A 23822-nucleotide genomic window follows, 5' to 3' on the forward strand; every position below is an offset into this window, starting at 1 on the left:
GGCCGAGGGGGAAACGAACCATGGACTTCGCGCTCTCCGACGAACACAGGATGCTCAAGGAACTGGTCGCGCGGTTCGTCCAGGACGAGCTGATGCCGCTGGAAGCCGGCGTGCTGGCCCGCGAGGCCGACGGCCAGGGCCTGGGCATCGGCGCGGCCGAGAACGCCCGCCTCGACGAGGTCTCCAGGACGCTCGGCCTCTGGGGCCTGGACGCGCCCGAGGACGTCGGCGGCGTCGACCTGCCGGCCGTGGCGATGGTCGGGGTCAACGAGGAGCTGGGCAAGACCATCACGCCCTACACCCTGCCGCCCGACAGCCCGAACCTGCGGATGCTGGCCGCCACCGTGAACGAGCGCCAGCGGCAGGCCTATCTCGCCCCCTATGTCGCCGGCCAGACGATCAGCGCCATCGGCATCTCCGAGCCCGGCGCCGGGGCCGACCCGGCGGGGATGATCACCCGCGCGGTGCGCGACGGCGACGACTGGGTGATCAACGGCCGGAAAATTTGGATCAGCCGGGCCGAGGAAGCCGACTTCACCATCCTGATGGCGGTGACCGACAAGGAGAAGGGCGCGCGCGGCGGCATGTCGGCATTCCTGGTCGACAAGGGGACGCCCGGCTTCAACGTGCTGCGCAAAATCCCGATGATCGGGGGCCAGGCGACCTACGAGGTGGCGCTGGAGGACTGCCGGGTCGAGGGCTGGAAGCTGCTCGGCGAGGAGGGGAACGGCTTCGCCCCCATGCAGCTGCGGCTGGGCACCCGCCGCATCGAGATGGCCTCCTGGTCGATCGGCATGGCCCAGCGGGCGCTGGACATGATCTGCGAGTACGCGCCGCAGCGGAAGACCTTCGGCCTGCCGCTCAGCGAGCGTCAGGCGATCCAGTGGTGGGTGGCCGACGCCGCCACCCGCATCCACGCCGCCCGGTTGATGACCTACGACTGCGCCTGGAAACTGGACCAGGGCCGCGACGTGCGGGTGGAGATCTCGATGATCAAGGCCTACGCCACCGAGATGGCCTGGGAGGTCGTCGACCGCGCGATGCAGACCTTCGGCGCCATGGGCATGACCAAGGAGCTGCCGCTGCAGCTGATGGCCAACCGCCTGCGCACCATGCGAATCTATGACGGCCCCACCGAAGTCCACAAATGGGTGGTGGCCCGCAACCTGATGGGATCGAGACGATGAAGACCGCTTACGGCGACCACCTGACCCTCACCACCGACGGCCACGTGGCGACGATCGTCATCGACCGGCCGGCCAACAACCACGTCTCGGTCGACCTGATGCGCGATCTCGCCGACGCGCTCGAGGCGATGGACCGCGACAACAACATCCGCGCCGTGGTGCTGGCCGCCGCCGGCCGGGCTTTCTGCGCCGGCGCAGACCTGGTCTCGCCGACCGGCATCGGCGGCACCGGCATGAGCGGCATCGACAGCCTCTACGAGCAGGCGGTGCGGCTGTTCGCGGTCGAGACCCCGATCATCGCCGCCGTGCAGGGCGCGGCGGTCGGCGCGGGCCTTGGCCTGGCGCTGGTCGCCGACTTCCGGGTGGTCGCGCCCGAGGCGCGGTTCTCGGCCAACTTCGTCAAGCTCGGCTTCCATCCGGGCTTCGGCCTGACCCACACCCTGCCCCGCCTGATCGGCGTGCAGCGCGCCAACCTGATGTTCCTGACCGGCCGCCGCATCAAGGGCGAGGAAGCCCTCGCCTGGGGCCTGGCCGACGAGATGGTCCCGCTGCACGAGCTGCTGCCCGCCGCCCAGGCCCTGGCCGCCGAGATCGCCGAGAACGCGCCGCTCGCGGTCATCGCCACCCGCAAGACTTTGCGTGGGGATCTGGCTTCGGCGGTCCGCGCCCAGACCGCCCACGAGCACGCCGAACAGACCATCCTGCGCGCCACCGACGACTTCGCCGAAGGCGTCCGCGCGGTGCAGGAGCGCCGGCCGGGGGTGTTCAAGGGGCGCTAGGCGGAACACCGAGCGTCATCCCGGTTTCGGCGCAGCCGAAGACCGGGACCCATTCGCGCCGCGCCGGCGGAGTGGGGCCAGGCGCGTGGGCCGACCTGCACGATCAGGTGTTCATGGGTCCCGGTCTTGCTTCGCAAACCGGGATGACAGCAGCTTGCTGAGTCAGCAGCCCCCTCACCCTACCCTCTCCCCGCGGGGAGAGGGAACGCGCCCTAAACTCCCTCGCCCCGCTTGCGGGGAGAGGGTTGGGGTGAGGGGCCGCGCTGCGGAGCAGCGCCATCCGGCCTCGACTAATTCTTCCCCAGCGCCGACGCCGCCTTCGCCAGTTCGGTGATTCTGCCCCAGTCGCCGGCGCGGACGGCGTCCGCGGGCGCCACCCAGCTGCCGCCGACGCAGATCACGTTGGGCAGGGCCAGATAGTCGGGGGCGTTCTTGGCGTCGATCCCGCCGGTCGGGCAGAAGCTCACCTGAGGGAAGGGGCTGGCGAACGCCTTCAGCGCCCCGACGCCGCCGACCACATTGGCCGGGAACAGCTTGAAGTGGGTGAAGCCGGCGCGCATGCCGCGCATCAGCTCGCTGGCGGTGGCGATCCCCGGCAGCAGCGGCAGGGCCCCGTCGACGCTCTCGCCGTCGATCAGGCCAGGGCTGACGCCGAACCGTGCGCCGGCGTCGGCCGCCGACTGCCGCGCCTGGGCGGTGGTGATGGTGCCCGCCCCGACCACCGCGCCCTCGACCTCGCCGGCGATGCGGCGGATGCAGTCCAGCGCCACCGGCGTGCGCAGGGTGACCTCCAGCGCATAGAGCCCGCCTGCCACCAGCGCCTTGGCCAGCGGCACGGCCTGGGCCACATCCTCGATGATCAGGACCGGCACCACCGGGGCGAGCTTGAGGGTCTCGGCAAGGGTCACAGCGGGCTTCCTTCCAGTTGCTCGAGCACGCGCGCGGCGCCGACCAGCGCCGCATAGGGGTGGACGATCAGATAGGTGGGGATTTCGCGGGTGTAGTCGGACAGCCGGCCCTTGTCCTCGAACCGCCGGCGGAAGCCGCCGCTCGCCAGCCGGTCGGCCAACCGCGGGGCGATGCCGCCCGAGACATAGACCCCGCCGCGCGCGCCGCAGGTCAGGGCGATGTCGCCGGCCACCGAACCCAGGATCTCGCAGAAGCGGTCGAGGGTCTCCTCGGCCAGCAGGTCGCCGCCCTTCTGGCCGGCCGCCAGCACTTCCTTTTCGTCCTTCAGCTCCGCGGGCACGCCGCGCACGTCGGCCAGGCCGCGGTAGAGCGCGTAGAGTCCCGGCCCCGAGAGGATTCGTTCGATCGAGACGCGACCATAGGTCCGGCGCAGCGAAGCCCAGATCGCCGCCTCGACCCCGTCATAGGGCGCAAAGCCCGCATGACCGCCTTCGCAGGGCACGGCGATGTCGCCGCGGTCGGTGCGCACCACCATCGAGACGCCGAAACCGGTGCCGGCCCCAAGCACCAGGATCGGCGCGCCCTCGGCCCCGCGCATCGCCGGGCCGATGATCTTCAGGTCGTCGGGGTCGAGCACCGGCGCGGCCAGGGCCTGGGCCGCGAAGTCGTTGATCAGCCTGGCCGAGTGAAACTCGAAGGTGCCGATCAGCTCGCCTTCCGACACCCGCCAGTCGAGGTTGGTGAACTCGATCTCGCCGTCGACCACCGGGCCGGCCACAGCGATCACCGCGGTGTGAACCTTCTGGCGGCCGATCGTGGTCTCCAGGTACTCGCCGATCACTTCGGTCAGGGCGCCGTACTCGGCCGCCGGATAGGTCTTGGGGTTCCGAATACGGCCCGTGGAATCGACCACGGCCAGGCGCGCATTGGTGCCGCCGATGTCCCCGACCAGGCCGGTATAGATGGTCTTCACGCAACGTCTCCGAAAAGCGCGCCGCCGCCCTGTTCGGCCGGCGCGGCCGCCCGGCGCATCCAGCCGAACAGCTCACGGCCATAGCCGAAACCGGGCTGGGCGACGCTCAGCTTCTCCCGCGCGGCGAACTGCGCGGAATCGAGCTTGATCTCCAACGTTCCGGCGTGTGCGTCCAGTCGGATCACGTCGCCGTCGCGCACCTGCGACAGCGGACCGCCATGAGCGGCCTCTGGGCTGACGTGGATCGCGGCCGGCACCTTGCCCGAGGCGCCGCTCATCCGCCCGTCGGTGACCAGCGCCACCTTGAAACCCTTGTCCTGCAGCACGCCGAGCACCGGGGTCAGGCTGTGCAGCTCGGGCATGCCGTTGGCGGTCGGGCCCTGGAAGCGGACCACGGCGATAAAGTCGCGGTTCAGCTCGCCGCGCTTGTGCGCCTCCAGCAGGTCGTCCTGGTCCTCGAAGACGATGGCCGGGGCCTCGACCACCAGGTTCTCGTCCTTGACCGCCGAGGTCTTGATCACCGCCCGGCCGAGCGGGCCGGTCAGCAGCCGGATGCCGCCCTCGGGCTGGAACGGATCGGAGGCCGGCCGCAGGATGTCGCGGTTCAGGCTTTCCTTGGCTCCCTCGCGCCAGACCAGCTTGCCGTCCTCCAGGAACGGCTCGGTCTGATAGTGGCGCAAGCCCTGGCCGGCGACGGTGACCACGTCCTCATGCGCCAGGCCCGCGTCGAGCAGTTCGCGCACCACGAAGGCCATGCCGCCGGCCGCGTGGAACGCGTTCACGTCCTCACTGCCGTTCGGATAGACCCGCGCCAGCAGCGGCGTGACCTTGGAAAGCTCGTCGAAGTCCGACCAGTCGATCAGCACGCCCGCCGCCCGCGCCATGGCGATCAGATGCAGGGTATGGTTGGTCGAGCCGCCGGTGGCCAGCAGCCCGACCAGCGCGTTGACGATGGCCTTCTCGTCCACCACCGCCGACATCGGGGTGTAGGCGGTGGTCCCCTGGGCGATCTCGATGGCCCGCTTGGGCGCGGCGGCGACCAGGGCGTCGCGCAGCGGGGTGTTCGGGTGCACGAAGGCCGAGCCCGGCAGGTGCAGCCCCATCATCTCCATCATCATCTGGTTGGAGTTGGCGGTGCCGTAGAAGGTGCAGGTGCCCGGTCCGTGATAGGACTTCATCTCGCTGTCCAGCAGCTCGTCGCGGGTCGCCTTGCCCTCGGCGAACAGGCCGCGCACGCGGGCCTTCTCGGCGTTGGACAGGCCCGAACTCATCGGCCCGCCGGGTACGAAGATCACCGGCAGGTGGCCGAAGGCCAGCGCCCCGATCGTCAGCCCGGGGACGATCTTGTCGCAGATTCCCAGCATCAGGGCGCCGTCGAAGGCGTCGTGGGTCAGGGCGACCGCCGTCGACATGGCGATCACGTCGCGCGAGAACAGCGACAGCTCCATGCCAGGGCGCCCCTGGGTGACGCCGTCGCACATGGCCGGCACGCCGCCGGCGTACTGGGCCGCGGCCCCGACCTCCTGCGCGGCGGCCTTGATGATCGCCGGAAAGCGCTCCAGCGGCTGGTGGGCGCTGAGCATGTCGTTGTAGGCCGAGACGATGGCGATGTTCGGCGCGGTCGGGTTGCGCATCTTCTGCTTCACGCCGTCCGACTCGGCGGCGAACGCGTGGGCCCAGTTGGCGCAGGACAGCTTGGCCCGCCCCGGACCGTCGTGCTGCGCCGCCTCCATCCGTTTCAGGTAGTCCGCGCGGGACTGACGGCTGCGCTCGACGATGCGGGCGGTGACGGCGGCGGTGACGGGATGCAACGCGACAGGCATGACTGGCTCCGACTCTTTCAGGGGGTCCAGAGAACGCGCACAGGCGCTTTAGCCTGTTCGAGCAGCGCGTGCACGGGCAGACCGTTCCCCTTCTCCACGATGTCACGCTTCTTGGCCCCGGAGATGAGCACCAGGATCAGCCGAGCCTGCAGGAGAGCCGGCATGGTCATGGTCACCCGCGCCAGCGGCGGCGAACCGACCCCGGCGGGTATTCCCAGGCAGAAGCGCGTTCCGCGTGGATCCATGCCCAGATCCAGCGCAGGCGAACCGGGTATGAGCGAAGCGACGTGCCCGTCCTCCCCCATGCCCAGCAGCATGACGTCATAGGGCGCCATGGCGCGCACGTCAGCCTCCACCTTGTCGGCGGCGGCCTCGACGCTACTCGCGGCGACGCTGATCGGCACGAACCGCGCCGCCGCGGCCGGCCCTGTCAGCAGCCGCTCGCGCACCAGCCGCTCGTTGGAGTCGGGCGAGGCGATCGGCACGAAGCGGTCGTCGGACAGCGTGACGGCGATGCGGCTCCAGTCCAGCTCGGCCTGGGCGAGCAGGTCGTAGACCGGCGCGGGCGAGCGCCCGCCGGTGCCCACCAGGCTGGCCGCCCCGCGCTGCTCCAGGGCTCCGGCCAGCGCCTCGGTCGTGGCGGCGGCGGCGGCGGCGGCCAGCTCGGCCGCGGTTGCATAGCTCTCGATCATGGTCCGCCCATAACGCAGCACGGCGACGAACGCGCCACCGATTCACGCCGGCAGGGCGGAAAAGCGCCGGCTGATTCGGAACCAGACCGGGCGGTCACGAACTACCCCTGCGGTCGCTTGGCGCGTCCAGACGCCCGCCGCCCGTCCACAGCCAGGAGCCCGCGTGATGAGGATCGCTCAAGTTCCACCGCTTTATGAGGCCGTGCCGCCCCGCTTCTACGGTGGAACCGAACGGGTGGTCGCCCACCTCACCGACGCCCTCGTTCACCTCGGCCATCAGGTGACGCTGTTCGCCAGCGCCGAGGCGCAGACCAACGCCCAACTGGTCAAGGTCCGCGACCAGGCGATCCGCCTCGATCCGGTGCAGCTGAAGTCGGACCTGGCCGCCCACATGTCGATGCTCTGGGACGTGCGCCGCCGCGCCGACGAGTTCGACATCATCCACCTGCACACCGACATGATCCACTTCCCGTTCTTCGAGGACGTGGCCGAAAAGACCCTGACCACCCTGCACGGACGGCTCGACCTGAAGGATCTGCCGGGGGTCTACTGGCGCTGGCAGCAGTTCCCGCTGGTGTCGATCTCGGACGCCCAGCGTCAGCCGCTGGCCTTCGCCAACTGGGCCGGCACCGTGCATCACGGCATGCAGGCGGACCTCTACGAGCCCCGATACGGCCCGGGCGACTACCTCGCCTTCCTCGGGCGGATCTCGCCGGAAAAGCGCCCCGACCGGGCGATCGCCCTGGCCAGGCGGTCCGGTCTGCCGCTGAAGATCGCCGCCAAGGTCGACGCCGCCGATCTGCGCTACTTCCAGGAGAAGATCGAGCCGCTGCTGATCGGCCAGAAGCTGGTCGAGTTCGTCGGCGAGATCGGCGACGACGAGAAATCGGACTTCCTCGGCGGCGCCCGGGCGCTGCTGTTCCCGATCGACTGGCCCGAGCCGTTCGGCCTGGTGATGATCGAGGCCATGGCCTGCGGCACGCCGGTGATCGCCTATGGCTGCGGTTCGGTGCCCGAGGTGATCGACGACGGGGTGACCGGCTTCATCGTCGCCAACGACGACGAGGCGATCGACGCCATCAGCAGGATCCCGAGCTTGAACCGCCGCGGGGTGCGGCGCAGATTCGACGAGCGCTTCTCGAGCGTGGCCATGGCCAGGCGCTATCTCGACCTCTACGCCCAGCTGGTCGGCGCTCGCCCCGAACGCGGCGTCGCCCTGGCGGCGAGCGCCTGAGGTAGGGCCGATGGACGATCTCGCGCCGGCGCCGGACGCGCCGGTCGAAACGGGTGAGACGGGCGAACCTCGGGTTCCGCACCGGCTGTTCGCCCTCAAGGACAAGGACACTTTCGTGGTGTCCGACGCCTTCGGCGACATCATCGGCGCGGGCGACGGGCTGTTCCACAACGACACCCGCATCCTGTCGACCCTCCGGCTGCTGCTGGGCGGACGCCCGCCCTCGCTGCTGTCGGCGGCCATCGCCCAGGACAACGTCTTCTTCACCTCGCACGGCGCCAACCAGGCCCTGCCCTATCCCGGCGGACGGGTGGGGCCGCCCGGCGTGCTGCACGTCGAGCGCAAGCGCTTTCTGTGGGAGGAGCGGCTCTACGAGCGGATCGCTTGCGTCAACTACAGCCGCGACGTGGTGCTGATCCCGCTGTCGGTGGAGTTCGGCGCCGACTTCCGCGACATGTTCGAGGTCCGCGGCCTGCACCGCGACAAGCGCGGCCGCCTGCACCCGCCGACGGTCGACGGCCGCAGCGTGCGGTTCCGCTACGACGGCCTGGACGGGGTCGAGCGCACCAGCCTGATCACCTTCTCCGACCCGCCGGCGCGGATCAGCGGCCAGCGCGCCGACTACATGTACTCGCTGCAGCCCGAAGGGCGGCTGGAGCTCTACCTCGAGATCGGCGCCAGCAGCGCCCCCACCCCAGGCCGCGAGCGCTTCCGCTACGCCGCCGCCCGCGCCCGCTGGGACATGCGTGCGCGCCGCCGCCACGGGGCCCGCATCAAGAGCTCGGGGCGGCTGTTCAACGAGTGGCTGGAGAAGTCGCGCGCCGACCTCGCCTTGCTGACCACGCGGATGGAGACCGGCCCCTATCCCTATGCCGGCATCCCCTGGTTCTCGACCGCCTTCGGCCGCGACGCGATCATCACCGCCTGGCAGATCCTGTGGTTCGAGCCGTCGCTGGCGCGCGGGGTGCTGACCTACCTGGCCGCGCACCAGGCCGAGGAGGTGTCGGCCTTCCGTGACTCAGCCCCCGGCAAGATCATGCACGAGACCCGAAAGGGCGAAATGCCGGCCATGGGCGAGGTGCCGTTCGCCCGTTATTACGGCGGGGTCGACACCACGCCGCTGTTCGTGGCCCTGGCCGGGGCCTATGCCGAGCGCACCCGCGACCTGGTGCTGATCGACGACCTGTGGCCGGCGCTGACCGCGGCGATCCGCTGGATCGAGCAGTTCGGCGATTCCGACGGCGACGGCCTGATCGACTACAAGCGCGGCAAGGACTCCGGTCTCGCCAACCAGGGCTGGAAGGACTCCGAGGATAGCGTGTTCCACGCCGACGGACGGTTCCCGGACGGTCCGATCGCCCTGGTCGAGGTGCAGGGCTACGCCTTCGCCGCCTACCGCGCCATGGCCCGGCTGGCCCACCACCGGGGCGACCAGGACAACGCCGCCCGCTGGGCCGCCCGCGCCGAACAGATCCGCGACGCGGTCGAGCGCCGTTTCTGGATGGAGGAGCACCAGTTCTACGGCATCGCCATCGACGGCAAGGGCGAGCTCTGCCGCGTGCTGAGCAGCAACCCTGGCCACCTGCTGTTCTCGGGCCTGCCCAGCCCCGAGCGCGGTCGCAAGGTGGTCGAGCGGCTGATGTCGGCCGACTTCGACTCCGGCTGGGGCGTGCGGACCCTGGCCAACGGCGAGCCGCGCTTCAACCCGATGAGCTATCATAACGGGTCGGTCTGGCCGCACGACACCGCCGTCTGCGCCATGGGCCTGGCCAACTACGGCGAGCGCGAAGGGGTGGTGAACCTGACCTCGGGCCTGTTCGAGACCGCCAACACCTTCGAGATGCGGCTGCCCGAGCTGTTCTGCGGCTTCCCGCGCATGGCCGGCGAGCCGCCGGTCGCCTATCCGGTCGCCTGCCTGCCCCAGGCCTGGGCCGCCGGCTCGATCTTCATGATGTTGCAGGCGGTGCTCGGCCTCTCGGTCGACGGCTGGAACCGCGAAATCCGGGTCAGCGAACCGCGCCTGCCGATCGGCATCGACCGGCTGGAGGTGGACGGCCTGAGGATCGGCGAGGAATGGGTCGACCTGCTGTTCGAACGCACCGGCCGGCGCATCGACGTCCAGGGCCGCAGCCGCACCGGCATCCAGGTCCGGGTGCGCTAGGGTCCGGACTCAATTGAGCCAGTATGCGTAGGTTGCGGCGAGCAGGACGGCCGAGAGGTAGTTCCTTGCGAGCTTGTCGTAGCGGGTAGCGATGCGTCGGAAGTCTTTTAGCCTGCACCACATGCGCTCGACGCGGTTTCGGTCCTTATAGGCGTTGGCGTCGTAGGGGATTGGAGTTCGGCGAGAGGTGGTGGAAGGGATCACCGCCTCGGCCCCGCGCTCGGCGAGCCGCCTGCGCAGATGGTCGGCGTCGTAGCCTTTGTCAGCCAGGAGCTTCTGGAAGGGGCCTGTGGCCTGGATCAGGGCGTGAGCCATGCTGATGTCGTTGATGTTTCCGGCGCTGAGCAGCAGCACCCTGGGCCGGCCGCGCTCGTCGACCAGGCCATGGATCTTGGTGGTGCGGCCCCCACGCGAGCGGCCTATGGCTTGGAGGAAGGCCCCCCTTTTGCGCCCGCCGCCGACCGGTGCGCCCTGACGTGGGTAGCGTCGATCGCCGCGCCATAGATGCCGGTGTGGCCCGTCAGCGCCTCAAACATCTGCAGCCAGAGCCCCTGGCGGCTCCAGCGGTTGAAACGGTTGTAGACGGTCGTGTAGGGCCCGAACTCCGGTGGGCAATCGCGCCAGCGAGCTCCGCTCTTCAGCATATGGACAATGCCCGAGATCACCCGGCGATCATCCACCCGATGGGCGCCCTTACGACCTCGCGGAAGCAACGGCTCGATCCGAGCCCATTCTTCGTCGCTAAGCCACTGAACCTGCTTCGCCATATCCAAGGCTCCTTCCGGAATCCTTGAATCAGCAACGCCAACGCCGCGCTAGACCCTATTGAGTACAGACCCTAGGGCGCTGGAACGGCGATGGCGCCTCCATTGGCGAGGCCCGCATCGACGGCGTCCGTGGGCCCCTGCGGTGATGCGCGGCTTGCGTTCGCCTTCGCAATCTAGGATCAGAACCGCCCGAGCTTAGTTCGATCGAGCAAACCGCCTTGCGCACCGCCATTGTCCATCCTGGGGCCGACAACCTCCGCTACGAAATCCGCCAGATCGTGGAGGTCGCCAAGGCCATCGCCGCCGCAGGCCAGCCGATCCGCTGGGAGAACATCGGCGACCCGGTGGCCAAGGGCGAGAACCCGCCGGCCTGGATCAAGGAGATCGTCGGCGAAGTGGCCGCCGACGACCTGAGCTTCGCCTATTCGCCGACCCGCGGCCTGGACGACACCCGCGCCTACATCGCCAACGAGCGCAACCTGGAAGGCGGCATCCAGATCACCGCCGAGGACATCCTGTTCTTCAACGGCCTGGGCGACGCCATCTCGACGATCTACGGCGCGCTGCATCCGGCCGCGCGGGTGATCGGGCCGAACCCGGCCTATCCGACCCACTCCTCGGCCGAGGCCGCCCACGCCGGCGCCCCGCACATCACCTATCGCCTGGATCCGCAGAACGGCTGGAAGCCGGACCTGGCCGACCTGGAATCCAAGGTCGCGGCCAATCCGCAGATCGCCGCCATCCTGATCATCAATCCCGACAACCCGACCGGCTTCGTCTATCCGCAGGAAACCCTGGCGGCGATCGTCGACATCGCCCGCCGCTACGGCCTGTTCCTGATCTCCGACGAGATCTATTCGAACCTCGCCTACCCCGGCTCGGACATGCGCAAGCTGGCCTCGGTGATCGGCGAGGTGCCGGCCATCGCCATGCGTGGGATCTCCAAGGAGTTCCCCTGGCCAGGCGCCCGCTGCGGTTGGATCGAGGTCTACAACCGTGACCGCGACGCCGATTTCGACCGCTTCGCCCGCTCGCTGCTCGAAACCAAGATGCTCGAGGTCTGCGCCACCACCCTGCCCCAGCGGGTGCTGCCGCGGGTGATGGGCGATCCGCGCTACTATCCGTACCTGGAGCAGCGCGTCTCGGCCTACGACCGCCGCGCCAAGCGCGCCGTCGAGGTTCTGTCGGCGATCCCGGAATTGACCATCCACCCGGCCCGCGGCGCCTTCTACATGACCGCGGTGTTCCGGCACGGGGCCCTGGACCTGGCGCAGTCGCTGCCGGCCTCCGAGGTCGCCTCGGCGATCATCGCCCCGCACCTGAGCGCGGCGCTGGACCAGCGGTTCGTGCTGCACCTGCTGGCCAGCACCGGCATCTGCGTGGTGCCGCTCTCCACCGGCTTCAACTCCGACCTGCAGGGCTTCCGATTCACCCTGCTGGAGGCCGACGAGGGCAAGTTCGAGACCTTGCTCTTCGACCTGGCCGCGGCCCTGCGCGCCTATCTCGCCAGCGCCAAGGCCGAGAGCGCTGTCACGGCCAGCGTCTCGGCGGCGTAGGGCCCTAGCCCGGGCCTTACGAGAGCGCTCCCTGTTCGAGCAGGTCGGCCGCGTAGTTGGCTGTGCGGGCCGAGAGCGCCATGTAGGTGAGCGAGGGGTTCATCGACGCGCTGGAGGCCATCACCGCGCCGTCGGAGCAGAATAGGTTCGGCGCCTCATGCGCCTGGCCCCAGCCGTTGAAGACCGACGTCGCCGGATCGCGGCCCATGCGGGCCGTGCCCATCTCGTGGATGCGGTCGCCTGGCGGCGTGAGCTGGGCGCCCGCCTCCTCCCAGGGGGTGATGTCAGTGCAACCGGCGGCGGCCAGCATGGCGGCGGCGTCGCGGGCCGCCTCGCGCATCATCGCCTGCTCGTTGGCCCCGTGCGCGGCCTCGATGCGCGGCAGCGGGATCCCCCAGCTGTCGACCCGCGAGGCCGACAGCGTCACCCGGTTCTCCGGATCGGGCAGCACCTCGCCGAACGGCCCCAGCGACAGCACCCAGGCGCGCCCCTCGCCGTCCCTGCGGCGGATCTTGCGCGCCCCACCCTGCATGCCGAAGCCGCGCAGGTAGGGCTTGTCGGTCTCTGTGATCCCCGAATAGCGTGGGATGTAGATGCCGGTCGGCCGGTCGGCCTGCCAGGGCTGGTCCTCGAAACCGGCCCGATAGGTCCCGACGATCTGGCCGCAGCCGACATGGTCCATCAGGTTGCGCCCGACCTGGTCGCTGCCGTTGGCCAGCCCGCGCGGGAACGCCTCCGAGCGCGAGTTCAGCAGCAGCGCCGCCGAGTTGATCGCCGAGGCGTTGAGGAACACCATCCTGGCCTCGTAGGTCGTAGCGACCTTGCTCAGCCGGTCGATCGCCCGCACGCCCGTGACCCGCCCGGCCGCGGCGTCATAGACCACGCTCTCGACGATGGTGTCGGTGATCACGGTCAGGTTGCCGGTCGCCCGCGCCGCCGGCAGCGTCGCGGCCTGGGTCGAGAACGCCGCCCCCAGCGGACAGCCGTGGTGGCAGCGCACATAGCCCTCGCAGCGCTTGCGCCCCAGATCCATCTGCGGCTTGGCCACCCGGCTCAGGTTCGCGCAGCGACCCATCAGGAAGCGCCGCGTCGGGAACGCCGCCTCGATGCGGCCCTGGGCGTCCTCCTCGACGCAGTTGAACGGGAACGGCGGCAGGAAATCGCCGTCCGGCAACTGCGGGACCTCGTCGTAATTGCCGCTGACCCCGACGAAGGCCTCGACGTGGTCGTACCAGGGTTCCAGGTCTTCGTAGCGGATGGGCCAGTCGACCCCGTGCCCGTCCTTCAGATTGGATTCGAAATCCGCCGGCGCCCAGCGATAGGACTGCCGCGCCCAGGTGAGCGAACGGCCGCCGAGGTGGTAGCCGCGGATCCAGCGATAGGGCTTTCCGGGGGCCGTCTCGTACGGATGGTCGTGATCGCTGGCCCAGAACTTCTTGTTCGAATTGAACAGCGCGTAGCTCACGCTGTCGTAATACGGGTAGTGCAGCTCCCGCTCCTCGAGCGGAATCTGGTCGTCGCGCCAGCGCAGTCGTCCGGCCTCCTCGTGGCTGTAATCGGCCCCGTGCTCGATATGCGGCCCGCGCTCCAGCATCAGCACCTTGAGGCCGCGTTCGCACAGCTCCTTGGCGACCCAGCCGCCGCTGATGCCTGACCCCACCACGATCGCGTCGAACTGCATCGTCAAACCTTACGCCTCGCGTCCGGGCGCATCGAACAGCGCCACGGCCTCTTTGAGCGCGGCGATCGGCTCGCCGCGCGGAATGAACTCATGGCCGACCCACTGGTCATAGCCGAGATGGCGGAGCAGGCCGGCGACGCCGCGCCAGTTGATCTCCTGCCTGTCGTCCAGGTCCCGCCGCCCGGGCGCGCCGGCCGTGTGCACATGTCCGATCAGGTCAAAGTTCGCCTTGATGGTGCGGCTGAGGTCGCCCTCCATCAACTGCATATGATAGCCGTCATAGAGCAGCTTCAGGGCCGGCGAGCCGACCCCCCGCACGACCTGCGCCCCGAACGCGGTCCGATCGCACTGCTGCCCTGGATGATCGACCTTGCTGTTGAGCAGCTCGATCAGCAGCCGCACCCCCGCGCCATGCGCATGCGCCGCTACGGGCGCGAGGCCCTCCACGCAGGCGGCGATGGCTCGATCGTCGTCGCCGTCGCCGAACCGATTTCCCGCGAACACGATCACCGCCAGGGCCCCGCCCTCGGCCGCCGTGTCGATCATCCGCCGCACGTCGCCCTGCAGCCCCTCATGGCGGGCCGGGTCGTTGAAGCCTTCCTCCAGCTTGTGGCCGGTGACCGTCACCAGTTCGAGCCCGAGGTCGCGCGCGATCGGCCAATGGGCTTGCGGCAGCATCTCGACGCCTTGCGCGCCAGCCCCCGCCGCGTCGCGCAAAAAAGCTTCCGGCTCGACGTCCCGGCCCATCGTGAACGACCACCAGGTAAAGCTCTGCCGCATCACGAGGCGCCAGTGTCCGATGCGACCGGCCGCATCCGCCGCCACGGGGCCGTCAGGCCGATCCGCCCGTTCTCGGTGTTCACCTTGGCCTCCGCCCTGTGGCCGCCGGTCCGCCCCGCGCAGCCGTCGCTCGTTGGGCGCCAGTGTCCAGACAATCGATTACACTGCAAGCCTCGTTCGGCGCGGCGCGCGCGCAGCACGCAGCGCCCAGGGCGAGCGACCGACCGAAGGGGCTTGGCGAACGGCCCGCGGTCGCCGATGGAAGGGCATGGTCGAGGAAGCAGTCCCGTTCGAAGGCGCATACGACTACATCGTGGTCGGCGCAGGCTCGGCCGGCTGCGTGCTGGCCAACCGGCTGTCGCAGGATCCGCGCAACCGCGTGCTGCTGCTGGAGGCCGGCGGCCGCGACGACTGGATGTGGTTCCACATCCCGGTCGGCTACCTGTTCGCCATCGGCAATCCCCGCTCGGACTGGATGTTCGAGACCGAGACCGAACCGGGCCTGAACGGACGGTCGCTCAAGTATCCGCGGGGCAAGGTGATCGGCGGCAGCTCGGCGATCAACGCCATGATCTCCATGCGCGGCCAGACCGCCGACTACGACCACTGGCGCCAGCTCGGCCTGACGGGCTGGGGCTGGGACGACGTACAGCCGATCTTCCGCCGCCTGGACGACCACTTCCTGGGCGAGGGCGAACATCACGGCGTCGGCGGCGAATGGCGGGTCGAGGCGCCGCGGGTGCGCTGGACCGTGCTGGACGCTATCGCGCAGGCGGCCAATGAAATGGGGATCCCCGCCACGCTCGACTTCAACACCGGCGACAACACCGGCGTCGGCCTGTTCCACGTCAACCAGAAGCGCGGCCTGCGCTGGTCGGCGGCGCGGGGCTTCCTGAAGCCGGCGCTGGCGCGTCCGAACCTGCGCCTGGAGACCGGCGTCCTGGTCGAGCGGGTGCTGTTCGAGGGCGTCCGTGCGGTCGGCGTCCGCTTCCGGCGCGGCGGCCGAACGTTCGAGGCCCGCGCGCAGGGCGAGGTGATCCTGGCCGCCGGCGCGATCGGCTCGCCGCAGATCCTGCAGCTGTCGGGGGTCGGCCCCGCCGACTGGCTGGGCGAACTGGGCGTGCCGGTGGTCGCCGACCGCCCGGGGGTGGGCCGCAACCTGCAGGACCATCTGCAGCAGCGGGCCATCTATCGGGTCCACGGCGTAAGGACCCTGAACGAAACCTACCACTCGCTGCTGGGCCGCGGGCTGATGGGAGCCGAGTACGCGCTGTTCCGGCGCGGACCGCTGACCATGGCCCCGTCGCAGCTCGGCATCTTCACGACTTCGTCGCCCGAGCACGAGCGCGCGAACATCCAGTTCCACGTCCAGCCGCTGTCCCTGGACCGGTTCGGCGAGCCGCTGCATCGGTTCCCGGCGGTGACGGTCTCGGCCTGCAACCTGCGCCCGACATCGCGCGGGACGGTGCGCCTGCGCTCGCGCGATCCGGCCGCCGCGCCGCGCATCGCGCCGAACTATCTGGCCACGCCCGAGGACCAGCGCGTGGCCGCCGATGCGATCCGCGTGACCCGCCGGCTGATGGCCCAGTCCGCGCTGGCGCGCTTCTCGCCGCAGGAGCACCTGCCGGGCCCGTCCGTGGGCGACGACGAGGCCTCCCTGGCCCGGGCCGCCGGCGACATCGGCACGACGATCTTCCACCCGGTCGGGACCGCCAGGATGGGCCTGCCGTCCGACCCGGCGGCGGTGGTCGACGGGCGCCTAAGGGCGATCGGCCTGGAGCGCCTGCGGGTGATCGACGCCTCGGTGATGCCGACCATCACCTCGGGCAACACCAACACCCCGACCATCATGATCGCCGAGCGCGGCGCGCGCCTGGCGCTTGAGGACGCGCGTTAGGCCCGCTTAGCGCCGCGGGGCGTGGGCGATGCGCAGGATGTTGGCCGCGCCGGGCGAACCCATCGGCAGGCCGGCCAGGATGATCACCCGCTGGTTGGGCTGGGCCAGGTCGGCGGCCATCGCCTGGTCGACGGCCAGCTTGGCCAGTTCCTCGGCGTCGCCGACCTGCGGGACCACCCGCGGCTCCACCCCCCAGACCAGAGCCAGCTTGCGCGCGGCGTGCAGGTTCGGGGTCAGGGCCAGGGTCGGCTGCAGCGGCCGCTCGCGCGCCAGCCGCAAGGCCGTGCGCCCAGTCGTGGTGAAGGCCGCGATGCAGGCGGTCGAGGCGGTCTCGGCCGCGCGGCTGGCGGCCGCCACCAGGGCGTCGGCGTCAGCGTCCTCGACCGGGTACTCGGCGCGCATCAGCTCGGGCCAGCGCGGGTCCTGCTCCACCCTCGTCAGGATGCGGTTCATGATCGTCACCGCCTCGACCGGAAATTCGCCGGCGGCGGTCTCGGCCGACAGCATCACCGCGTCGGCGCCCTCGTAGACCGCGCCGGCCACGTCGGAGGCCTCGGCCCGCGTCGGGGTCGGGGCGTGGATCATCGACTCGAGCATCTGGGTGGCGATGATCACCGGGATGCCGCGCGTGCGCGCGGCGCGGACCAGCGATTTCTGCACCACCGGCACGTCCTCGGGGTTCAGCTCCACGCCGAGGTCGCCGCGCGCCACCATCACCCCGTCGCAGAGGTCGAGGATCTCGTCGAGCGCCTCGATCGCCGCCGGCTTTTCGATCTTGGCGAGCACCGCGGCGCGGCCCTGCACGATCTGGCGCAGCTCGGCCATGTCCGAGGCGCGTTGCACGAAGCTCAGCGCCACCCAGTCGACGTTCTGCTGCAGCGCGAAGGCCAGATCCTCACGGTCCTTGGCGGTCAGGGCAGGCACCGGAATGGCGTGGCCCGGCAGGTTCAGGCCCTTGTGGTTCGAGAGGGCCTCGCCGGATATCACCTCGGTCTCGGCGAAGCCGGGGCCGTTGCGGCGCACCCGCAGCCGCACCTTGCCGTCGTCGAGCAGGATGTCCGAGCCCGGCCGCAGCACGCTGAACACCTCGGCCAGCGGCACGCCCACGCGGCTGGCGTCGCCCAGCTCCTCGGAGACGTCGAGCCGGAAGTCCTGGCCGACCTTCAGCCGCACGCTGCGGTCGGCGAACTCGCCCAGCCGGATCTTCGGGCCCTGCAGGTCGGCCAGCACCGCCAGCGGCCGGCCCACCGCCGCCTCGGCGGCGCGGACATTGGCGATGGTCCGCGCATGGTCCTCATGCACGCCGTGGCTGAAGTTCACGCGGAACACGTCCGCGCCGGCCATGGCGAGTTGCACGACCTTGCCGGCCTCGCGGCTGGCGGGTCCCAGGGTCGCGACAATGCGGGCGCGGCGGGCGCGGATCATCTGGCCTCCATCTGCTGGTTCGGGTCGGTCGCACTATGGCCCAACCCGCGGCGGAAGGGAGTCTTTCCCCGATCGGGGTCGATTCGAGAACGGCCGGACGGCACAATCGGCAAGAACCTGGAGGCGCTTCGCGAATTCCTGACGAATGACCCAGACTCTCGACCTCTTCCCGATCGGCAACTGCGCGGCCAGCGGCCTCATCGACCGCGCCGGACGACTGGCCTGGGCCTGCGCGCCCCGCGTCGACGGCGACCCCATGTTCTGCGCCCTGCTCGGCGACGCCCCCGAAGCAAACCCCGACGCCCATGGGTTTTGGGACGTCCAGGTCGAGAACCAGGCGCACGTCGCCCAGAGCTATCTGCGCAACACCCCGGTGCTCTGCACCGAGATCACCGACGCCGACGGGGCGATGGTCCAGATCATCGACTTCTGCCCCCGCTATCGGCAGTTCGGCAGGATTTATCGCCCCCTCGCCATTATCCGCCTGGTGCGCCCGCTGGTCGGCACGCCGAAGATCCGCATCCGCGCGCGGCCGATGGTCAACTGGGGCGAACGCCCGGCCGAGCGCACGACCGGCTCCAACCACATCCGCTTCGTCGGCGGCGAGACCACCCTGCGACTGACCACCGATGCACCGGTCTCGCACATCACCGCCGAGCGCCTGTTCCGGCTGGAGCAGCCGGTGGCGATGTTCCTTGGCCCCGACGAGGGCTTCGACGCCGACCTCGCCGCGACCTGCGAGCGGATGCTGGGCGAGACCACCGCCTACTGGCGCGGCTGGGTGCGGAACCTGGCCGTGCCGCTGGAGTGGCAGGAGGCGGTGATCCGCTCGGCCATCACCCTCAAGCTCTGCGCCCACGAGGAGACCGGGGCCATCGTCGCGGCCCTGACCACCTCGATCCCCGAGCACGCCGAGAGCGGCCGCAACTGGGACTACCGCTACTGCTGGCTGCGCGACGCCTATTACGTGGTCCAGGCCCTGAACCGGCTGGGCGCGGCCGACATGCTGGAGAACTATCTCGGCTACCTGCGCAACCTGATCGACCGCACCCGCGGCGGCCACGTTCAGCCGCTCTACGGCGTCGGCATGGAGCCGGCCCTGACCGAACACTTCGCCGAGCACCTGCCCGGCTATCGCGGCATGGGGCCGGTGCGGATCGGCAACCAGGCGCACGAGCACCTGCAACACGACGTGTACGGACAAATCATCCTGTCGACCGTGCAGGCCTTCTTCGACGAGCGCCTGCTGCGGCCCGCGACGGTCGAGGATTTCCGGGCCCTGGAGCGGGTCGGCGAGCGCGCCTTCGAGATGCACGACAAGCCGGACGCCAGCCTCTGGGAGTTCCGCGGCCGCGAGAGCATCCACACCTATTCGGCGGTGATGTGCTGGGCCGCCTGCGACCGGCTCGGCAACGCCGCCGCCAAGCTCGGCCTGGCCGACCGCGCCGACCACTGGAACGCCCGCGCCGCCCAGGTCCGGACCGCGATCGAGACCCGCGCCTGGAACCCCAAGCTCGGCCGCTTCGCCGCCACCTTCGAGGGCGAGGAGCTGGACGCCAGCCTGCTGCAGCTGGTCGACGTGCGCTTCGTCAGTCCCGACGATCCGCGCATGGCCGCGACCATCGCGGCGGTCGAAAAGGGCCTGCGCCGCGGCCCGTACATGCTGCGCTACGCCATCCCCGACGACTTCGGCGAGCCCAAGACAGCATTCAATTTCTGCACGTTCTGGCTCATCGAGGCGCTGCACCTGTCGGGCCGCTCCGACGAGGCCCGACAGCTGTTCGAGGAGATGCTGGAACGGCGCACCGCCGCCGGCCTGCTGTCAGAGGACATCGCCTTCGACGGCGCCGAGCTCTGGGGCAACTACCCGCAGACCTACTCGCTGGTCGGGCTGATCAACTGTGCGACGATGTTGTCGCGGCCGTGGTCGTCGGTGCGCTAGCCGAATCGGCGGATGCTCGTGGGGTCACGCTGAAAGGCCGGCCCCATGTTCCACGCCACCGAAACCCTGCACCGCTTCGAGGCGCGCGCCGCCAGCGGCGCCACGCGCGAGATTCTTGGCGCGAGCTTCGAAGATGCGGCGCTGGAATTCGTCGACCTCGTTCATGAGGGCGAGGTCGAGCTGACCGACTGCGAGAGCGGCGAACGGCGCCGCTTCCACATCGACTTGGACTAGCTATCCGGGGCTAGTCGTACCAGGCCCGGCCCGAGCGCTCGATCAGGGCGAAGGCGCCGGCCGGTCCCCAGCTGCCCGCGGCGTAGGGCTTGGGGGTCATCGACGATTCCCGCCAGGCGTCGGCCACGCCGTCGATCCATTCCCAGGCGCGCTCGACCTCGTCACGGCGGACGAACAGCGTGCTGTTGTTCTGGATGACGTCGAGGATCAGCCGCTCATAGGCGATGCGGCGGCGCGAATTGGGGCCGCTATAGGCCTTGGCCAACGACAGCGACAGCGGCAGCGACTGCAGGCGCATGCCGCGCTCCGACAGCCCCGGGGCCTTGTTCATCAGCAGCAGCTCGATGTCTTCGTCGGGCTGCAGGTCGATGACCAGGCGGTTGGCGGCCAGGTCGGCCTTGGCGGCGCCCTCGAAGATCGAGTGCGGCACCGGCTTGAACTGGATGGCGATCTGGGTGCGCCGCTCGGGCAGCCGCTTGCCGGTGCGCAGGAAGAACGGCACGCCGGCCCAGCGCCAGTTGTCGATGTCGGCGCGCAGCGCCACGAAGGTCTCGGTCCCGGTCGGCTGGCCGCGCTCGGCTTCGTAGCCGGAGACCGCCGCGCCGGAGGTGACTCCCGGCGTGTACTGGCCGCGGACACTGACGGTCTGAACGTCGGCGCGGGTCACCGGGCGCAGCGAACGCAGCACCTTGACCTTCTCGTTGCGGACGCTGTCCGGCTCCATGTCCGAGGGCGGCTCCATCGCCACCAGGCAGAGCAGCTGCAGCATATGGTTCTGCACCATGTCGCGCAGCGCGCCGTACTCGTCGTAATAGGGCCAGCGGTCGCCGACCCCCTCGGTCTCGGCCACGGTGATCTGCACGTGGTCGATGGTCAGGTTGTTCCACAGCGGCTCGAACAGGGTGTTGGCGAAGCGCAGCGCCAGCAGGTTCTGCACCGTCTCCTTGCCGAGGTAGTGGTCGATCCGGAAGATGCTCTCTTCGGGGAAGACCGCGGCCACCGCGCCGTTGATCACCTTCGAGCTCTCGAGGTCGCGGCCGATCGGCTTTTCCAGCACGATGCGGGTGCCGGGCCCGGCCATGCCGGCGTCGGCCAGGGCCGCGCAGACGCGGCCGTAGATGCTGGGCGACAGGGCCAGGTAGTAGATCGGGGTCTTGGCCCCGCCGAGCGCCGCCTTCAGTTCGGCCGCCCCGGCCGGGGTGGTGGCGTCGGCGCCGACGTACTGGAGGCGCTGTTCGAACCGCGCCCAGATCTTCGGGTCCAGCCCGCCGCCGCCGACCCGGGCCGACACCGCGTCCTTGATCTGGGCGACGAACGCCTCGCGCGTCATCTCCGCGCGGGCGGTGGCGATGATGCCGAAGCTCTCGGCCAGGAAACCGTCCGCATCCAGATTATAGAGCGACGGGAAGAGCATTTTCTGGGCGAGATCGCCTGTACCGCCGAAGAGCACGATCACGTCGGCGAGGGGCTGCTCGGCCATCTGATGTCACCTTTTCGCGAGAAAACGTCTTCGTGTGCGCATAGCGGCGTTCGCACGTGCGACGTCAAGCCCTTCTGACCAACCCATTTCCCACCAGAGGTGGATTTAGGCCCCGACCCTCACCGGATCGATCCGGCCGGTCGGACGTTTGTCGTTCGGCTGCGGGGCAAAGGTGCATATGAGTATCGACGAACTGAGCATTGGCCTTGATCGGCCCCCGTCCCGGCTCGCCCTGGAGGGCGCGGCGCTGTTTCTAGACCTCGACGGAACGCTGGCCCCGATCGCCGAGCGTCCCGAGGACGTCGGTCCCGATCGGCGGCGCAACGACCTGCTGAGCCGGCTGGCGAGCCGCATGAACGGTCGGCTGGCCGTGGTCAGCGGCCGCTCGCTGGACGACATCGACCGCATCCTGGAAGGCCGCGTCGCCTGCGCCGCGGCGATCCACGGTCTGGTGCGGCGGGACGCGCGCGGGGTGGTCGGAGAAGCGCCGCCGCACCCGGGCCTGGCCTCGGCCCGGGCCACCCTCAAGGACTTCGCCGCCGGCGATCCGCGGCTGCTGGTCGAGGACAAGTCGCTGAGCCTGACCCTGCACTACCGGCTGGCGCCCGATCGCGCCCAGGACGCCGTCGACCTGGCCGAGCGGCTGGCGACCGTCACCGGCCTGACCCTTCAGCCCGGCGACATGGTGGTCGAGCTGCGCACCCCAGGGGCCAGCAAGGGCGACGCCATCCGCGCCTTCATGACCGAGGCCCCGTTCAAGGGGGCCCAACCGATCTTCCTGGGCGACGACCTCACCGACGAGCATGGTTTCTTCGCGGTCCGCCAGATGGGCGGATACGGCGTGCTGATCGGGCCGCAGCGCCGCACCACCGCGATCTACCGCATGGACGGGGTCGAGGAGGCCCTGTCCTGGCTGGAGGGCGCGACGTGAGCCGCCTGATCGTCGTCTCCAACCGCGTCACCCCGCCCGCCGGCAAGGGCGAGGAGACGGTCGGCGGACTGGCGATGGCCCTGGCCGCGGCGCTGCGCGAATATTCGGGCCTGTGGTTCGGCTGGAGCGGCAAGACCGCGCCGGAGTTCAGCGGCCAACTCAACCTCCAGCGCGTCGACGGGGTGACCGTCGCGACCGTCGACCTCGAGGAGGCCGATCTCAACGAGTACTACAACGGCTACGCCAACAAGACCCTGTGGCCGCTGTTCCACTACCGCCAGGACCTGACCGCGTACGACCGCTCGTTCGACGAGGGCTACCAGCGGGTCAATCGCCGCTTCGCCGAGACCCTCGCTCCGCTGATCGAGGAAGGCGACCTGATCTGGGTGCATGACTACCACCTGATCCCGCTGGCCCGCGAACTGCGCGAACTGGGGATCAAGAACCGGATCGGCTTCTTCCTGCACATCCCCTGGCCGGCGCACCAACTGCTGATCACCCTGCCGCGGCACCGCCAGCTGGTCGAGGCGCTGTTCGCCTACGACCTCGTCGGCTTCCAGACCCCGGAGTATCGGCAGGCGTTCGAGGAGTACGTACTGAACGAGGCGCGCGGCGTCGCCGCCGGCGAGGATCAGCTGCGCGCCTTCGGCCGCACCTTGCGGACCGGGGCCTTCCCGATCGGAATCGACGCCCAGGACTTCGCCGAGCTGAGCCAGAGCGCCACCGCGCGGCGCACTCACGACGTCATGGCCGCCCACACCGCCTTTCGGAAGATGGTCATCGGCGTCGACCGGCTCGACTACTCCAAGGGGGTGGAGGAGCGGTTCCTGGGCTTTGAGCGGCTGCTGGCCGCGCATCCCGAACTGCGCCGCGAGGTGCTGTTCCTGCAGATCGCCCCGATCAGCCGCGAGGGCGTCGAGGCCTACCGCGAAATCCGCGCCCGGCTGGACGCGCTGTCGGGCCGGATCAATGGCGAGTACGCCGACATCGACTGGAACCCGGTTCGCTACGTCAACCGTAACTATCGCCGCGACGAGCTGGCCGGCATCTACCGCGCCGCCAAGGTCGCGTTGGTGACGCCGCTGCGCGACGGCATGAACCTAGTGGCCAAGGAGTTCGTCGCCGCCCAGGACCCGACCGATCCCGGCGTGCTGGTGCTCTCGCGCTTCGCCGGCGCCGCCAACCAGCTGAAGAGCGCCCTGATCGTCAATCCCAACAGCCCCGAGGAGATCGCCGAGGCTCTGCACCGGGCGCTGTCCATGGACCTGATGGAGCGAATTGAGCGCTGGCGCGCTCTCTTCGACAACGTCCAGCGCGAAGACGTCACCGCCTGGCGCGACGCGTTCGTGCGCGCGCTCGCCGCCACCCGCG

General features: G+C 69.9%; 18 protein-coding genes and 1 pseudogene. 10 read left to right on the top strand and 9 right to left on the bottom strand.

What is annotated here, in order from left to right:
• Positions 1-20: 20 nt before the first annotated feature.
• Entirely contained in the window at positions 21-1187 is a 1167-nt protein-coding gene (locus O4N75_RS20620; RefSeq protein ID WP_269627270.1) for an acyl-CoA dehydrogenase family protein, read from the top strand.
• Positions 1184-1966, top strand: coding sequence for an enoyl-CoA hydratase/isomerase family protein (locus O4N75_RS20625; protein ID WP_269627271.1), 783 nt, complete (start codon positions 1184-1186; stop codon positions 1964-1966). The genes O4N75_RS20620 and O4N75_RS20625 overlap by 4 nt, the downstream gene beginning before the upstream one ends.
• A 290-nt stretch (positions 1967-2256) precedes the next feature.
• Here the strand turns inward: O4N75_RS20625 and eda are convergent, their stop codons facing one another.
• From eda to pgl, 4 genes are read right to left on the bottom strand one after another with little or no spacing between them, the layout of a single operon-like run.
• Positions 2257-2874, bottom strand: coding sequence for a bifunctional 4-hydroxy-2-oxoglutarate aldolase/2-dehydro-3-deoxy-phosphogluconate aldolase (gene eda / locus O4N75_RS20630; protein WP_269627272.1), 618 nt, complete (start codon positions 2872-2874; stop codon positions 2257-2259).
• Positions 2871-3848 carry a glucokinase gene (glk, locus tag O4N75_RS20635; protein ID WP_269627273.1) on the bottom strand — a complete coding sequence of 326 codons (978 nt, stop codon included), beginning with the start codon at positions 3846-3848 and terminating at the stop codon, positions 2871-2873. The genes eda and glk overlap by 4 nt, the downstream gene beginning before the upstream one ends.
• Positions 3845-5671, bottom strand: coding sequence for a phosphogluconate dehydratase (gene edd, locus O4N75_RS20640; RefSeq protein ID WP_269627274.1), 1827 nt, complete (start codon positions 5669-5671; stop codon positions 3845-3847). Before edd ends, glk begins: the two co-directional genes overlap by 4 nt.
• Before the next feature lie 17 nt (positions 5672-5688).
• Positions 5689-6363, bottom strand: a complete 675-nt coding sequence (gene pgl, locus O4N75_RS20645) for a 6-phosphogluconolactonase (protein ID WP_269627275.1) — start codon at positions 6361-6363, stop codon at positions 5689-5691.
• A gap of 166 nt (positions 6364-6529) precedes the next feature.
• Between pgl and O4N75_RS20650 the strand changes: the two genes are divergently transcribed.
• Both O4N75_RS20650 and O4N75_RS20655 read left to right on the top strand, forming a co-directional pair.
• On the top strand, positions 6530-7597 hold the full coding sequence (locus O4N75_RS20650; RefSeq protein WP_269627276.1) for a glycosyltransferase family 4 protein: 1068 nt from the start codon (positions 6530-6532) through the stop codon (positions 7595-7597).
• Positions 7598-7607: 10 nt separating this feature from the next.
• The gene (locus O4N75_RS20655) at positions 7608-9758 is read left to right on the top strand and encodes an amylo-alpha-1,6-glucosidase (protein ID WP_269627277.1); all 2151 of its coding nucleotides are present in this window, start codon (positions 7608-7610) and stop codon (positions 9756-9758) included.
• A gap of 9 nt (positions 9759-9767) precedes the next feature.
• Here O4N75_RS20655 and O4N75_RS20660 read toward each other — a convergent pair.
• Positions 9768-10525, bottom strand: a protein-coding gene (locus O4N75_RS20660; protein ID WP_269627278.1) for an IS5 family transposase whose coding sequence is annotated in 2 segments (ribosomal slippage) — positions 9768-10192 and positions 10192-10525 — 759 coding nt in all. Because the reading frame shifts where the segments join, the coding sequence is not laid out codon by codon here.
• 218 nt (positions 10526-10743) lie between these two features.
• Between O4N75_RS20660 and O4N75_RS20665 the strand changes: the two genes are divergently transcribed.
• The gene (locus O4N75_RS20665; protein ID WP_269627279.1) at positions 10744-12081 is read left to right on the top strand and encodes a pyridoxal phosphate-dependent aminotransferase; all 1338 of its coding nucleotides are present in this window, start codon (positions 10744-10746) and stop codon (positions 12079-12081) included.
• A gap of 16 nt (positions 12082-12097) precedes the next feature.
• Here O4N75_RS20665 and O4N75_RS20670 read toward each other — a convergent pair whose 3' ends face one another.
• The gene (locus O4N75_RS20670; RefSeq protein WP_269629404.1) at positions 12098-13762 is read right to left on the bottom strand and encodes a GMC family oxidoreductase; all 1665 of its coding nucleotides are present in this window, start codon (positions 13760-13762) and stop codon (positions 12098-12100) included.
• A gap of 9 nt (positions 13763-13771) precedes the next feature.
• Positions 13772-14587 carry a TIM barrel protein gene (locus tag O4N75_RS20675; protein ID WP_269627280.1) on the bottom strand — a complete coding sequence of 272 codons (816 nt, stop codon included), beginning with the start codon at positions 14585-14587 and terminating at the stop codon, positions 13772-13774.
• Between the two features lie 223 nt (positions 14588-14810).
• Here O4N75_RS20675 and O4N75_RS20680 point away from each other — a divergent pair, with 223 nt between their 5' ends.
• The gene (locus O4N75_RS20680) at positions 14811-16439 is read left to right on the top strand and encodes a GMC family oxidoreductase N-terminal domain-containing protein (RefSeq protein ID WP_269627281.1); all 1629 of its coding nucleotides are present in this window, start codon (positions 14811-14813) and stop codon (positions 16437-16439) included.
• 6 nt (positions 16440-16445) lie between these two features.
• Here O4N75_RS20680 and pyk read toward each other — a convergent pair whose 3' ends face one another.
• Positions 16446-17864 (bottom strand): pyruvate kinase, encoded by a 1419-nt coding sequence (gene pyk, locus O4N75_RS20685; RefSeq protein ID WP_269627282.1) that lies wholly within the window; start codon positions 17862-17864, stop codon positions 16446-16448.
• Between the two features lie 145 nt (positions 17865-18009).
• On the opposite strand from pyk, the gene O4N75_RS20690 reads away from it, so the two are divergent.
• Together O4N75_RS20690 and O4N75_RS20695 are read left to right on the top strand one after the other, a co-directional pair.
• A complete protein-coding gene (locus tag O4N75_RS20690) occupies positions 18010-19806 on the top strand; it encodes a glycoside hydrolase family 15 protein (RefSeq protein WP_269627283.1) in 1797 nt (598 codons plus the stop codon).
• A 45-nt stretch (positions 19807-19851) separates the two neighbouring features.
• On the top strand, positions 19852-20040 hold the full coding sequence (locus O4N75_RS20695; RefSeq protein ID WP_269627284.1) for a DUF5961 family protein: 189 nt from the start codon (positions 19852-19854) through the stop codon (positions 20038-20040).
• Positions 20041-20050: 10 nt separating this feature from the next.
• On the opposite strand, the gene zwf is transcribed toward O4N75_RS20695, so the two are convergent.
• A complete protein-coding gene (gene zwf / locus O4N75_RS20700; protein WP_269627285.1) occupies positions 20051-21520 on the bottom strand; it encodes a glucose-6-phosphate dehydrogenase in 1470 nt (489 codons plus the stop codon).
• 178 nt (positions 21521-21698) lie between these two features.
• Between zwf and otsB the strand changes: the two genes are divergently transcribed.
• Positions 21699-22451, top strand: a complete 753-nt coding sequence (gene otsB, locus O4N75_RS20705; RefSeq protein WP_269627286.1) for a trehalose-phosphatase — start codon at positions 21699-21701, stop codon at positions 22449-22451.
• A pseudogene (gene otsA, locus O4N75_RS20710) lies at positions 22448-23809 on the top strand (alpha,alpha-trehalose-phosphate synthase (UDP-forming)); the annotation flags it as partial. The gene otsB and the pseudogene otsA, both read left to right, overlap by 4 nt.
• Positions 23810-23822: the final 13 nt, after the last annotated feature.

Origin of the sequence: Phenylobacterium sp. NIBR 498073 (assembly GCF_027286305.1) — a bacterium.
Taxonomy (GTDB): domain Bacteria; phylum Pseudomonadota; class Alphaproteobacteria; order Caulobacterales; family Caulobacteraceae; genus Phenylobacterium.

Bases quoted from the DNA above. Each gene is read 5' to 3' on its own strand.
- O4N75_RS20650 (WP_269627276.1), top strand. From the start codon at position 6,530: ATGAGGATCGCTCAAGTTCCACCGCTTTATGAGGCCGTGCCGCCCCGC.
- O4N75_RS20670 (WP_269629404.1), bottom strand. From the start codon at position 13,762: ATGCAGTTCGACGCGATCGTGGTGGGGTCAGGCATCAGCGGCGGCTGG.
- O4N75_RS20695 (WP_269627284.1), top strand. From the start codon at position 19,852: ATGTTCCACGCCACCGAAACCCTGCACCGCTTCGAGGCGCGCGCCGCC.
- edd (WP_269627274.1), bottom strand. From the start codon at position 5,671: ATGCCTGTCGCGTTGCATCCCGTCACCGCCGCCGTCACCGCCCGCATC.
- pyk (WP_269627282.1), bottom strand. From the start codon at position 17,864: ATGATCCGCGCCCGCCGCGCCCGCATTGTCGCGACCCTGGGACCCGCC.
- O4N75_RS20680 (WP_269627281.1), top strand. From the start codon at position 14,811: ATGGTCGAGGAAGCAGTCCCGTTCGAAGGCGCATACGACTACATCGTG.
- pgl (WP_269627275.1), bottom strand. From the start codon at position 6,363: ATGATCGAGAGCTATGCAACCGCGGCCGAGCTGGCCGCCGCCGCCGCC.
- O4N75_RS20655 (WP_269627277.1), top strand. From the start codon at position 7,608: ATGGACGATCTCGCGCCGGCGCCGGACGCGCCGGTCGAAACGGGTGAG.
- O4N75_RS20620 (WP_269627270.1), top strand. From the start codon at position 21: ATGGACTTCGCGCTCTCCGACGAACACAGGATGCTCAAGGAACTGGTC.
- otsB (WP_269627286.1), top strand. From the start codon at position 21,699: ATGAGTATCGACGAACTGAGCATTGGCCTTGATCGGCCCCCGTCCCGG.
- zwf (WP_269627285.1), bottom strand. From the start codon at position 21,520: ATGGCCGAGCAGCCCCTCGCCGACGTGATCGTGCTCTTCGGCGGTACA.
- O4N75_RS20690 (WP_269627283.1), top strand. From the start codon at position 18,010: ATGACCCAGACTCTCGACCTCTTCCCGATCGGCAACTGCGCGGCCAGC.
- O4N75_RS20625 (WP_269627271.1), top strand. From the start codon at position 1,184: ATGAAGACCGCTTACGGCGACCACCTGACCCTCACCACCGACGGCCAC.